10 protein-coding genes are annotated in these 13040 nt (G+C 40.4%); 8 read left to right on the plus strand and 2 right to left on the minus strand.

Going from position 1 to position 13040, the window contains the following annotated elements; translation table 11 throughout:
• Positions 1–5 precede the first annotated feature (5 nt).
• The 6 genes from glgC (at position 6) to rluF (ending at position 7515) form a co-directional block, all read left to right on the plus strand.
• On the plus strand, positions 6–1307 hold the full coding sequence (glgC, locus tag CWB85_RS04125; RefSeq protein ID WP_016706699.1) for a glucose-1-phosphate adenylyltransferase: 1302 nt from the start codon (positions 6–8) through the stop codon (positions 1305–1307).
• Between the two features lie 180 nt (positions 1308–1487).
• Complete coding sequence (locus CWB85_RS04130; RefSeq protein WP_138554260.1) at positions 1488–3029, plus strand: glycogen synthase; 1542 nt, start codon at positions 1488–1490, stop codon at positions 3027–3029.
• A gap of 117 nt (positions 3030–3146) precedes the next feature.
• Complete coding sequence (locus tag CWB85_RS04135) at positions 3147–4358, plus strand: EAL and HDOD domain-containing protein (RefSeq protein ID WP_016706697.1); 1212 nt, start codon at positions 3147–3149, stop codon at positions 4356–4358.
• Positions 4359–4367: 9 nt separating this feature from the next.
• A complete protein-coding gene (locus CWB85_RS04140; RefSeq protein ID WP_138554181.1) occupies positions 4368–5447 on the plus strand; it encodes a DUF418 domain-containing protein in 1080 nt (359 codons plus the stop codon).
• A gap of 45 nt (positions 5448–5492) precedes the next feature.
• Positions 5493–6566 (plus strand): ABC transporter substrate-binding protein, encoded by a 1074-nt coding sequence (locus CWB85_RS04145; protein WP_138554182.1) that lies wholly within the window; start codon positions 5493–5495, stop codon positions 6564–6566.
• 61 nt (positions 6567–6627) lie between these two features.
• Positions 6628–7515 carry a 23S rRNA pseudouridine(2604) synthase RluF gene (gene rluF, locus CWB85_RS04150; RefSeq protein WP_016706694.1) on the plus strand — a complete coding sequence of 296 codons (888 nt, stop codon included), beginning with the start codon at positions 6628–6630 and terminating at the stop codon, positions 7513–7515.
• Between the two features lie 52 nt (positions 7516–7567).
• Here rluF and CWB85_RS04155 read toward each other — a convergent pair whose 3' ends face one another.
• Both CWB85_RS04155 and CWB85_RS04160 read right to left on the minus strand, forming a co-directional pair.
• Positions 7568–10630 (minus strand): efflux RND transporter permease subunit, encoded by a 3063-nt coding sequence (locus CWB85_RS04155; RefSeq protein WP_138554183.1) that lies wholly within the window; start codon positions 10628–10630, stop codon positions 7568–7570.
• Between the two features lie 2 nt (positions 10631–10632).
• Positions 10633–11715 (minus strand): efflux RND transporter periplasmic adaptor subunit, encoded by a 1083-nt coding sequence (locus CWB85_RS04160; protein WP_138554184.1) that lies wholly within the window; start codon positions 11713–11715, stop codon positions 10633–10635.
• A gap of 124 nt (positions 11716–11839) precedes the next feature.
• On the opposite strand from CWB85_RS04160, the gene CWB85_RS04165 reads away from it, so the two are divergent.
• The gene (locus CWB85_RS04165; RefSeq protein ID WP_016706691.1) at positions 11840–12733 is read left to right on the plus strand and encodes a LysR family transcriptional regulator; all 894 of its coding nucleotides are present in this window, start codon (positions 11840–11842) and stop codon (positions 12731–12733) included.
• The gene (locus tag CWB85_RS04170; RefSeq protein ID WP_016706690.1) at positions 12726–13031 is read left to right on the plus strand and encodes an MGMT family protein; all 306 of its coding nucleotides are present in this window, start codon (positions 12726–12728) and stop codon (positions 13029–13031) included. The genes CWB85_RS04165 and CWB85_RS04170 overlap by 8 nt, the downstream gene beginning before the upstream one ends.
• Positions 13032–13040: the final 9 nt, after the last annotated feature.

Here is a 13040-nt window from a genome sequence, read left to right on the forward strand (position 1 = left end):
TAATTATGCCAAGTTATGCAAATCGCTACATAAGTAGTCTTACACGAGAAACCTATGCATTGATCTTAGCGGGAGGCCGTGGTTCACGGTTACATGAGTTAACCAACTGGCGGGCAAAACCTGCGGTTTATTTTGGTGGTAAACATCGTATTATCGATTTTCCGCTATCAAACTGTATTAATTCAGGTATTCGCCGTGTTGGGATCGCCACTCAGTATAAGTCGCATTCGTTAATTCGCCACGTTAATCGCGCTTGGGGCCACTTTAAAAAAGAGCTGGGTGAATCAGTTGAAATTTTACCTGCATCACAACGCTATGGCGATGAGTGGTATTGCGGAACTGCCGATGCGGTCTTTCAAAACATGGATATTATCCGTCATGAATTACCAAAGTATGTGATGATTTTATCAGGTGATCATGTTTATCGTATGGATTACGGTGCGTTATTAGCAAAACATGTAGAAACGGGAGCAGATATGACGGTATGTTGTATTGAAGTTCCATGTGAAGAGGCCGCAGATACTTTTGGTGTAATGACCGTAGATGAAGAAAAGCGTGTAAAACGTTTTGACGAAAAACCGAAAATGCCTAGTTCTATTCCAGGTAAACCTGGTACATGCTTAGCCTCTATGGGTAATTATGTGTTTAATACTGAATTTTTATTTGAGCAGTTGAAAAAAGATGCTGAGAATGAAGGTTCAGGGCGAGATTTTGGCCACGATATCATTCCGGCTATAATCGAAGAACATAATGTATTTGCTTTCCCATTTCGTGATCCAGGCCACGAAGGCCAGCCTTATTGGCGTGATGTTGGCACCCTTGATTCATTTTGGGAAGCAAATATGGAACTGGTAATGCCAGAGCCGCAGTTAGACTTATACGATCCAACCTGGCCAATTTGGACTTATCAAGAACAGCTACCACCTGCAAAATTTATTTTTGATAATGACGACAGACGTGGCATGGCTGTTGACTCAACAGTTTCGGGTGGCTGTATTATATCAGGCTCAGTGGTACGAAAATCGTTGCTGTTTTCTAATGTACATATTCGCTCATACTGTGTTATTGAAGAGTCTGTGATATTACCAGGGGCGATCATCCAACGAAATTGTCGTATTCGCCGTGCTATTATTGACCGCGGATGTGAAGTGCCAGCGGGGGTTGAAATAGGTTTTGATCGTAAAGCCGATGAAGAAAATGGCTTTAGGGTCTCTAAAAAAGGCATCGTATTAGTAACGCGTGAAATGCTTACTGAACTGTCAAAAAAGCTTGAGCGTCTTGAACGTGAGAGTAAACAATTAGCTTAAAAAGACATATACCCAAGCCACCTCACGATACAGAATTCAGCGTTTCACGGGGGCTTAATATCAAGGCGTTACTTTGGATAAATAGTTGCCCCTTTTAAGAAGTAACAATGATGAGAGTAGTCGCTGTGAAATGCCCAAGGGCTTGGTTTGGGTATACAAGTAGTAGGAAATAAGAAAAAGATGCATGTATTAATGGTTGCGGCCGAAAATGACGCTTTACCAAATGCCAAAGTCGGTGGTGTTGCCGATGTCCTCAGGGATTGCCCAAACGCACTAGCAGAGCAAGGTTTAACTGTAGATGTAGTAATTCCTGATTATGGTTTTAGCACGTTAGAGCGGACTCAATTGGGTACTGTAGAAGTCCCTTTTGCAGGGCGTATTCATGTTGTCCAAGTATGGCAATTACATGTAGGACAGCAACAAGTTAGACAAATTGTGTTATCCCATTCATTGTTTAGTCAACACAATGGTGCTGTATATTGTAATGATAATGGAGATAAACCATTTTCAACCGATGCGACTAAGTTTGCCTTATTTAATGCAAGCGTATGTGAAGCGTTGTTACAAGGTGTGATAGGTCGCCCTGATGTATTGCATTTACATGATTGGCATAGTGCATGTGTGGCTGTGCTATTAAAGTTTGACCGTCGTTTTGTCTCTTTTTCTTCTTTACGTACTGTTTATACAGTGCACAATATTGCCTTGCAAGGAATTAGGCCGTTTAAAGGTGATGAGTCGAGCTTAGAGGCATGGTTTCCTTCGCTTAGTTATAATGGTGAGTTACTGTGTGATCCGCGTTACCCGCACTGTTTTAATCCGATGCGCAGTGCGATTAATCTCGCTGATAAAGTACATTTGGTTTCACCCACCTACGCCAGTGAAGTGTTATTACCGAGTGAGCCAGAAAATGGTTTCTTTGGAGGGGAAGGTTTAGAGCACGATTTACAAAATGCCCAGCGGAATAATAAAGTGGTTGGCATACTCAATGGCTGTGAATATAACATGCACATTGAGCCTTCTACTAACCAGTTAGCTGATCTTTATAGTGAGATAGAGCGCGCTTTATTTGTTTGGATAGCAAAAGAAGCCCAATTACAAAGTAGCTTCTATATTGCTCATCAACGACTGTTGCAGTTTATTAATCAACCCGTTACAGGTCCTTTAGTAACAAGTGTGGGGCGCCTCACGGACCAAAAAGTCTTGTTGCTGCGTCAACCGTTTAAAAGTCAGCAAGTGTTAGATGAGCTGTGTGAGATGTTATCTGAGCAACAAGGGCGGATGATTATTTTAGGATCCGGTGATGCAAGACTCGAACACATAATGGCAGCTGCAATGGCACGTAATAGCAATTTATTATTTTTAAAAGGTTATGGACATAACATAGGTGAGTTGTTGTACGAAATCGGCGATTTATTTTTAATGCCAAGCTCCTTTGAACCCTGTGGCATAAGCCAAATGTTAGCTATGCGGGCAGGACAACCTTGTTTAGTGCATCAAGTGGGTGGCTTAAACGATACTATCTCTCATCTTGAAAATGGTTTTAGTTTTAGTGGTGATTCTTTACAAACACAAAGCCAAGCGCTGATCAGCTGTTTTGAAGCCGCTTTAACAATGAAATCTAAACAGCCAAAGCAATGGGCTGAAATTGTGAAAAATGCAGCGGCGGCGCGTTTTACTTGGTCTCAAATTGCAAAAGACTACATAGGTAAACTTTATATTTAATACTGCTATTTATCACCTTACTAGCTATAATGGATTGCAATAACATTATAATTTAGTTACTTAGTATTGGTTTTGTCGTGTTGACAATTATCAAGTCATTAAGTTTGAGGTGGATAAGTGCAAGTATTTGTTGCGCGCCAAGCAATTTTTAATCGTCGCCAGCATGTTGTTGCCTACGAATTATTGTTTCGTAATAGTACCAATAATCATTTTCCAAATATCGATGAAAGTGTTGCTACGGCAAAGTTGATAATGGAAAATCAGCTTAATTTTGGTACTCGTCATATCACGTCTGGTAAGAAAGCGTTAATTAACATAGGACCTGACTCATTAAAAATGGATCTATGTACTTTTTTACCAAACAGTGATGTTGTTCTTGAGCTACTAGAATCCATTGAGCCCACAGAAGAGAACTATCAGCTATGTCGTGAGTTGTTTCATAAAAGGTATACCTTAGCACTTGATGATTTTATCTATGAGCCTCGCTGGGATCGCTTCCTTAAGTTTGTCAAATTAATCAAATTTGATATTCGAATTACGCCACTAGAAACAATCAGTGGCGTCATTAAACATTTAAGTAAATATAAAAAAATTAGATTACTTGCTGAAAAAATTGAAACCGGTGAAGAGTTTGCATTAGCGCATGCGATGGGCTTTGATTATTTTCAAGGTTATTTTTTTGCAAAACCTGTAGTAGTTGAGCAAAAAGATATTGATATGAATTACACGCTTGCACTATCTATTTACGCGCAGGCGATGAAAGAAAACCCTAACATTAATACTATTGCGGCGCTTTTTCAGCTAGATACGGCGCTGGCGTTTAAGTTACTAAGATTAATAAATAGTGGTGTATTTCCAGTACAAAAAGAAATAGCATCGATTAAGCAGGCGTTGGTGTACTTAGGGCACGATCATATTAGAAAGTTTGTAAGTCTCATAATTACAGCCCATATGACTCAATCAAAACCTTCGGAGTTGGTTAAACTATGCATTATTAGGGCTCGGTTTTGTGAATTGATTGCACAGAAAGTTGCGCCTTCTCAGTCAGACAGTGCTTTCTTAACGGGATTGTTTTCACTATTAGATGCCATTTTAGATAGACCAATGGAACAGTTACTAGAGAAGCTCCCATTTCCTGAGCCCATAAAGTCGGCCCTGATGGCAGAAAAAAATACGCTGTATTATATTTTAGCAACAGTCAAAGCCTATGAAACTGGGAGCTGGTGGGCGCTTGAAAAAGCGGTTGTTTTGTTAAATATATCCAGTGAAGGATTACCTAAGCTCTACGAAAGTGCGTTAAACTGGTCCAATACTCATAAATACGATTAGTGAAAAGTAATGCGAAATAACAACATGGATGTCATTCGTGGCATAGCTGTATTGGGCTTGATGTACATGAATGTGTATACCTTTGGGCTATTCGAATATGGTTATGTGCCCGCGCAATTTCCCCCGTTTTCAGATCACCTATTACAAATAGCGAATCTGATTTTTATAGATGGGCGATTTAGAACTTTATTTTGTTTGTTGTTTGGTGCTGCGTTATATATTCAATGGCAGCACTATCAAGATATAGTGTTACTCAAGAAGCGCTTAAAAGTATTAGCTTATATTGGTTTATTACATGGTTTTGTTTTATGGGCAGGTGATATTTTATTTATTTATGCATGCTCAGGCTGGTTAGTGTGTAAATACCTAAACCATGACGATGCCTTTATTTTGAAAAGAGGGGGGCAGTTTTTAGTCATAGGTTCATGCGTGTCGTTCTTGTTGTTATTAGTTGAGCCTAATCACATAGTAACACGAGCAGACAATGAATTTATACAAACCTATCAAGACACTTATTCAAGTTGGTTAGCAATAATGAGCACAAATGCGTTGGTATTTTTTATCATGCTCATTGTCGTGCCGCTCATTACTTTATGGATGAGTGCCGGTTTAATGTTGATTGGTATCTACGCATACAAAAATGCAGTCTTTAAAAGTGGTCTACCAAAGCAGTATGTAAAGTATGTATGCATTGCTGCATTAGTTTTCACTGGATTTAGAATTGTATTAGAGTATTTACATTCCCCCTTATCTTATGCGTTAAAAGAGCCTATAAATTGGCTTGCTGCATTGTTTGTTGCCTTGTTGGTTATACACCTTGTCGTAAAAGAGTACTCACAAGGATGCTTATTTTACTCGGGCTTTCAGCGCTTAGGTCGCTTATCACTTTCTGTTTACATAACACAAACACTCATCTTATCCACCTTGTTTAAAGTACTTTATCCAGATTGGACTTTAACGTTTAATCGCATAGATTATTTTTTGTTGGTCACCTTTATTGCCATACTCCAATTTGTCGCTTGTCAGTTTTATAGTCACTTTTTTAAACGTGGGCCGCTCGAACTCGTGTGGAGAAAACTGTCAAGTTAACCTTTCTAGACTATGCTAAGGATAGACAGTCTGTAAGGTGATTTTATGAAGTATTTATTAGTCATTTTAGTATTTGTATTTAGTGCCGCAGCCAAGGGGGCTGCGGCAATCTCTATTTTATTTGTGAACCCGTCAGTAGAAGGTGAGCCTTTTTGGACAAAAGTACAAAAAATTATGGCGGTAGCCGCGGGGCAGCACAATGTAAAGCTTGATGTAATTTATGGCGAAGGAAACCGCTATATACAATTGGCTGAACTGAAAAAATATTTAAAATACCGCGCTACGCCTGATTATGTGGTGTTGTTAAACTACCCCGCAGGCGCTGAGCAATCTATGTCATTATTAGAAGAGTTTGGCGTTAAGTTTATTACTTTAGAGCAAACAATTGCCGCAGCAGAAAAAGCAGCGATAGGGGAGCCACAACAAATTTATAAAAATTGGCTAGGTGAAATTTATCACGATAACTTTAAGGCGGGTAAATTATTAGCTAAGGCGCTAATATCAAAAGCACATCAGCAAGCGTTAACGCCTCATGTGGTGGCTATTAATGGTCATTATGGCTCTGAATCGGATAGTCGAAGCGCCGGGTTAATGGATTATTTAACCCAGTATAATTTAAAGCTTAATCAAATCGTTTATGCAAATTGGTCAAAAATGGAAGCCATGACCAAGACTGAAAAATTAATACAACGCTACCCCAATATCAATGTGATTTGGACAGCGTCAGATTTGATGGCATTAGGTGCATTTACGGCAATAAAAGAGCGTAAACAGCCTTTTTTAATTGGTGGATTTGATTGGCTTCGGGATAACATACTGCTAATCAAACAAAAAAAGCTGACAGCCAGTGTGGGGGGGCATTATTTAATGGGAGGATGGGCGCTCACCACTTTGGTTGATCACCATAATGGGCATTTGTTTTGGCAAAATAATACCAAGATAGAGATAGATTTAGCGGTGATCACGCAAGACAACATTAATCAGTATGATTATTTAATTGATATTACTGATTGGTCTTTTCTAGACTTCAAACAACTTTCCCTATTAGAAACAAATCAAAGTAGCTATCGGTTTGATGTTGCCCAATTACGCAAAGATACTCTACAAAACATAAATTAACCGCGCAAAATATTCAGTGCTGGTTTACAATACGGGCCTTTAAAATTAAGATGAATTGGCCATGACAGATTTAAAACGATTAAATAAATTTATTAGTGACACTGGTTTTTGCTCTCGACGTGAAGCTGATAAGTATATTGAAGATGGTCGTGTTACTGTTAATGGCAAACGCCCTGAAATGGGTGTGAAAGTCGCCGCTAGCGATGTTGTGCTTGTTGATGGAAAACCACTTAAACAAGTGCCAAAACGTGTGTACATAGCTTATAACAAACCGGTGGGTATAACCTGTACTACCGAGCGTAAAATTCAAAGTAATATTGTCAAAGCCGTTAACTACCCTGATCGAATTTTCCCCATTGGCCGCTTAGATCGCCCCTCTGAAGGGCTGATATTTTTAACTAACGAAGGCGACATCGTTAATAAAATCCTTCGTGCCGGTAATAATCACGAAAAAGAATATGTTGTGACCGTTGATAAACCACTCAATCGCCAGTTTGTAAATAAAATGGCGGGGGGGATCCCCATTCTTGATACTGTGACTAAAAAGTGCAAAGTCACGCAAACTGGCGCTAAAGAGTTCACTATTATTTTGACCCAAGGCTTGAATCGCCAAATTCGTAGAATGTGTGAATACTTAGGTTATGAAGTGGTTACGCTAAAGCGCACGCGTATTATGAATGTGACGCTAAAAGGCTTAAAAGTAGGGCAGTGGCGCCATTTAACTGAGCAAGAAATGGCACAAATTAATGACTCAATTGCGGATTCGGGTAAAACCGAAGAACGTTCGATAGATGAAAATAAGCAAGCCACAGCCGATGTTAAAAAACGGGATTTTCAAAAGTATGTTGAAAAAGCACAGTCGCAACAGCCATCTAAAGCCAATAAGTCTTTTAATAAACCTCGTGCAACTGCAAAACGAAGAACAGGCACACTGAGTTTAAAAAAGTAGTTAGATATGTTTTTAAAAAGGCCAAATAATTTAAATTACTTGGCCTTTTTTGTTAGTTGTTCTTTGGTACTTCAATCTTAAACAGCACGGTATAAAGCATTGGCACAACAATCAGCGTTAGTATCGTGGCAAAACCTAGACCAAACATAATAGTCACCGCCATTGACTGGAAGAACACATCAAACAACAGTGGGATCATGCCTAAAATTGTGGTGATTGCAGCCATAGCCACAGGGCGAACACGGCTTACACCAGAATCAAATACCGCTTGGTAAGGGTCTTTCCCTTCACTGAGTTCAAGGTTTATTTGATCCACTAATACAATGCCGTTTTTGATCAGCATGCCGCTTAAACTCAGTAAACCAAGTAAAGCCATAAAGCTAAATGCTGCGTTCATTAGCAATAAACCTGCACTGACGCCAATGATGGCCAGCGGCACAGTTGCCCATATAACCAGTGGCTTTTTAACAGAGTTAAATAGCAACACAGTCACGGCAAACATGGCCAAATAACCCAATGGTAGTGAACCAAATATGGCTTTTTGCGCTTTAGTGGATGATTCAAATTCGCCCCCCCATTGTAGCTCGTAGCCATGAGGAAGTTTAATCGCTTCAACTCCTGCTCTGACTCGGGCAAATAGTTTTGCTGGTGTTTCATCACCAATGACATCATGATCAGCCATGACGGTAATGGTGCGTTTACGATCGCGGCGCATTATTAGGCTGTCTTCCCACTCCACAACAAACTCATCCACCACTTGGGTAACGGGGACAAACACGCCAAGTACAGGACTGTATATTTGCAAGTCGCGCAGGCTTTCAACATTCAAACGCTCTTCTGCAGGAGAGCGGGCGATAATTGGTAACTGCTGAGTGCCATCTTTGTACACGCCGACTTTTTTACCCGATAAACTGGTTAACAACAGTTGGTCTAAGTCTGTTTTGGCAATCCCTAAACGGCGTGCTTTTTGTTCGTTAAGCTGAGGGCGAATAAGCTTAGAGCGCTCGCGCCAATCATCACGAATATTGTACGCACCGGCATCTTGGCTAAATACTGCTTTGGCTTCTTTTGCCAGTTGACGCAGTACTACGGGGTCGGCGCCAGAAAAACGTGCTTCTATTTTTGCGTCCGTCGATGGGCCAATTTCCATCCGCTTGATTTTAAGTTTGGCATCGAAAACATGGCTGTGTTCATAATCTCGCACTTTAGCAATCATAGTGGCGACGGCTTCACGGTCTTTCACTCTAATGATCAATTGCCCGTAGGCTGGGTATGATTTTTCAGGTGCGTAGGTCAACATAAAGCGTGGCGCGCCTTGGCCTATTGTTGAGGTGACTTCTTCAACCAGCTCATCTTTTTGTAAAAAAGCTTCAAGCTTGGCCACACCGTCTAAGGTTGCATGAATATCAGCGCCTTGTGTATGCCAATAATCGACGTAAAACATCGGGGTGTTAGATGCTGGAAAGAATGCCTGTTTAATGAATTTAAAGCCAAATACAGAACTGACAAGCAGTACCACCATTAGTAACAAGGTGGTTTTACGAAAGTGCATTGCACTGCTTAATAAGCTTTTATAAGTATTAAAGATAACGCCTTGGTAAGGGTCTTCATCTTGGTTTTGCTCTTTAACTTCAGCTTGTTTAAACATTAAATCAGCAAAAAATGGGGTGAGGGTTATTGCGGTGATCCAGCTTAACAGCAGTGAAATAAGCAATACCCAAAATAAGCTACCAGCAAACTCGCCACTGGCGTCAGAGCTTAATCCGATAGGCGCAAAAGCCGTGATAGCAATTACCGTTGCACCTAATAAAGGCCATTTTGTTTGTTGCACAATATTAGTCGCGGCTTGCACTTTTGTTTGCCCGCGCTTTAGGTTAATTAATATCCCTTCGGTGACAACGATGGCATTATCGACCAGCATACCTAAAGCGATGATCAAAGCCCCTAACGAAATACGCTGTAAATCTATCGCAAACAGCTTCATGAAAATAAAGGTGCCGAGTACGGTCAGTAATAAAATAATGCCGATCAATACGCCGCTTTTAAAGCCCATAAATACCAGTAATACAATGATCACAATTGCAACGGCCTCTAATAAGCTGACAATAAATCCGCTAACAGACTTTTCAACTTCAACAGGTTGATTATAGACCGTGTTAATTTCCATACCATGCGGGCGCTGGTATTCTAAAGACGCTAAATGCGCTTGAATATTATCACCCACATCAACCACGTTTACACCGGTACTAAAAGATACGCCAACTAATAAGGCTTGTTGCTGATTAAAACGCATCACATTGCTGGGTACTTCAGCGTATTCACGGTAAACCGTGGCGACATCGCCTAAATAAATAAGCTCATTGGCCCCTGGTTTTGAAATAAGTAAATTTTCAAGCTCTGTCACATCGTTAAACTCACCAGTAGGGTGGAGACGAATTGACTCATCCCCAACTCGCACTTTACCGGCGTTTGATACGGTATTTTGTGACTGTAATAATTGATAGATTCTGTTAGGAGCGATGCCAAGCTGAGCGAGTTTACGGGTTGATATTTCTACCATCACTTGGGCTTGTTGTTCACCACTAACGGTGACTTTGCTCACGCCTTCAACTAATACCAGTTCACGCTTTAAATAATCGACATAGTCTTTTAATTCATCATACGAATAACCATCGCCAGTAACTGCATACATAACGCCGTACACATCACCAAAATCGTCTAATACTGTACTTGGATAGACACCGCTTGGTAGTGAGGAAGCGTTATCATTTATTTTGCGTCTGAGCTCATCCCAAATTTGACGTAAGTCTTGCTTGCGATAGGTGCTTTTCATCTCCACGGATATTTGCGATTTGCCCGGTGAAGAAATACTGGTAACGTAATCTACATAAGGTAATTGTTGAATGGCGTTTTCAATTGGAAACGTGACTTCCTCTTCAACCTGCTGTGGTGAGGCACCAGGGTAGAGGGTGATCACCATGGCTTTTTTTAAAGTAAACTCAGGATCTTCGAGTTGGCCAAGCCCTAAATACGACACCACGCCACCGATCAAGAGCAGTAACGCGAACATCCAGCTGATCACTTTATTTTTAATGGCAACTTCAGCAAAACTCATTTTTATAAGCCTCGCTCTTTTTGCCATGGGCGAACTTGCATTCCTTCTTCAAGGTAATGAACACCTGCTGCAACCACGGTTTGCCCTTGTTTTATTCCTGAAAGCACTTCGATACCGCTGCGATGCAGTTGCCCCACTTTAACGGCTTGTTTAGTCACTTTGCCCGTAGCTTTGTCATAGAGCCATACATAGCTACTGTTGGCTGATTCAGTTGGCTCTGAGAAAACAGCTTCCACAGGTAACAGAGCATAATGTGATTGCGAATGGGTGATTTTACTCAAATCAATATCCACACGACCTGTCATACCTGCAAGCAAGTTAAAGTCTTCAGGGACCGGCAGTGAGAACACCACTTTGTAAGTAAGCGTTGCTGGATCTGCTTGGGTATCAAATTCTTTTATCGTGAGTGTGTATGATTTATCCGGGTAGCCATCAAATACGACAGTGGGTTGGTATTTTGCATCTTTATCAATGCGAGCAATTAGTTTTTCAGGTACTTGGATTATTACGTCCATTAAATCACGTGTCTCAAGGCGTAAAATATTCTGTTTGGCTTGAATGTTTTCATAATTCTTAACAAATACTTTTGCCACTGTACCACTAAATGGCGCGCGTAATTCACTGTTATCAAGATTGGTTTTTGCTATTTTCAAAGCTGACTCTGCAACTTGTTTATTAGCTAAAGCTTGATCAAGTTCGGATTGACTAGTAATGGATTTATTAAATAATTTTTCCACTCGCTCTAGTTGAGATTGCGCAAGCTCAAAACGTGCTTTTCGTTCATCGTACTGGAGTTGGAAATCTTCGGGATCTAGTTTAGCTAGCAATTGGTCTTTTTCTACATGTTGCCCAGCTAAAGCAGGAAACTCTAATAACTCGCCATTCACTCGAAATGCTAAGTATGATCCTTGGTTTGCCACGACCTCTGCAGGGAAACTGCGGATCGTTTCATCAGAATTAGCGTCAATTTCAAATAACTTTACTGGTCGAATAGGTTGTTCGACAGGGGTGTCGGTATTTGCTTCTTTACAGGCGGTTAAACTCAGTATTAATGTCAATATAATTAAAACTGGCAACAGTTTCATGGTCTTCTCCGTGGCTATGAAAACATAAATTAAGTGCAGCATACGCCGCAAACATATAAAATAAAAATTATTAAATTTTAAAAAGATCATAAATAATATTTATGATAAAGCGTAAGAATACAATATGAACCTTGTGCAACTAAAAATGCTTGATGCGATAGTGCGGACCCAAAGCCTATCAAAGGCAGCAAATGCATTACATAAATCTCAACCAGCACTCACTCTTGCTATCAAAAAGTTAGAAGCTGAGCTTGGTTTTGAACTGCTTGATCGTAATCAGTACCGGTTATCGCTCACTGAAAAAGGCAAGCTTTTTCACCGAGAAGCAGCACAATTACTCAGTGCACAATCCTATTTAACTCAGTTAGCCAATGAGCTTGCACTAGGAAACGAAGCTAATTTTAAGATCTGTTATGAGCAGCTTTGCCATGCCCCGCAATATAACGATATTATTTGTGATGCTTTTAGGCAGTATCAAAGTACAGAGTTTAGCGTAAGTAGCGGAAAACGCTTTGCCTCTTTGGAGCAAGTAAATACAGCTCAAGCAGATTTAGGGATCGGCCCTTGGTTTGATTTATTTCATGCCACTGGCGATTTAGAAAGTATGCCTATCGGGAAACTTGATATTGGTATCGTATGCGCCAATAACTTAGTGCCTAAACGCGTCAAATATAAACAATTGCAAGATTATCCGTGTTTGGCAATGTTTGAGAGTGAAATGAGTTTTGATTCTGAGCGATTATCTTACTCTAAAGGCTCTGCTATTATGAAAATTGATGATATTGCGACATTGAAATCATTTTTAATTTCGGGGGCGGGGTGGGCAATGATAAGCCTAGCTCATTGCCAATCTGAGCTTGACTCAGGGCTTTTACAACGTGTTGAAGTAGTCGATAGAGAGCATACTTTTAGTGCTCAAATTAGAGTCTTTAGGCAGTATTCAGTACATCATGGGCCAGTGGCACGGGCGATCTGGCAAGGTTTCAAGCGGGCAAGTGAACAATTTATTAATGACTGATATTTCAAAAGAAGACAAGATATACACGGTTATGGCAAATATACCAAAGGGGTGTGTAGCAAGTTATGGCCAAGTTGCTACGATGGCAGGTCTGCCAAATAATGCGCGTTTGGTGGGACGATTACTAAAGTTAATGCCTAAAGACTCTGTTATTCCGTGGCATAGGGTGATCAACAGCCAAGGTAAAATATCGTTTCCTGAAGGGTCCCCTCAATACCTTAAGCAGTATCAACTATTGCTAAGCGAGGGGATCATCTTTAAAAGTGGTAAAGTGAATATGCGTATTTATCGTTGGTGATGGGTTTAT

It is taken from the genome of Pseudoalteromonas sp. S1727 (assembly GCF_005886375.1).
GTDB lineage: Bacteria > Pseudomonadota > Gammaproteobacteria > Enterobacterales > Alteromonadaceae > Pseudoalteromonas > Pseudoalteromonas haloplanktis.

Excerpts from the sequence above, each read along its gene's own strand:
- CWB85_RS04160 (WP_138554184.1), bottom strand. The coding sequence starts at position 11,715 with ATGAAACTGTTGCCAGTTTTAATTATATTGACATTAATACTGAGTTTA.
- CWB85_RS04130 (WP_138554260.1), top strand. The coding sequence starts at position 1,488 with ATGCATGTATTAATGGTTGCGGCCGAAAATGACGCTTTACCAAATGCC.
- CWB85_RS04140 (WP_138554181.1), top strand. The coding sequence starts at position 4,368 with ATGCGAAATAACAACATGGATGTCATTCGTGGCATAGCTGTATTGGGC.
- CWB85_RS04165 (WP_016706691.1), top strand. The coding sequence starts at position 11,840 with ATGAACCTTGTGCAACTAAAAATGCTTGATGCGATAGTGCGGACCCAA.
- CWB85_RS04170 (WP_016706690.1), top strand. The coding sequence starts at position 12,726 with ATGACTGATATTTCAAAAGAAGACAAGATATACACGGTTATGGCAAAT.
- CWB85_RS04145 (WP_138554182.1), top strand. The coding sequence starts at position 5,493 with ATGAAGTATTTATTAGTCATTTTAGTATTTGTATTTAGTGCCGCAGCC.
- rluF (WP_016706694.1), top strand. The coding sequence starts at position 6,628 with ATGACAGATTTAAAACGATTAAATAAATTTATTAGTGACACTGGTTTT.
- glgC (WP_016706699.1), top strand. The coding sequence starts at position 6 with ATGCCAAGTTATGCAAATCGCTACATAAGTAGTCTTACACGAGAAACC.
- CWB85_RS04155 (WP_138554183.1), bottom strand. The coding sequence starts at position 10,630 with ATGAGTTTTGCTGAAGTTGCCATTAAAAATAAAGTGATCAGCTGGATG.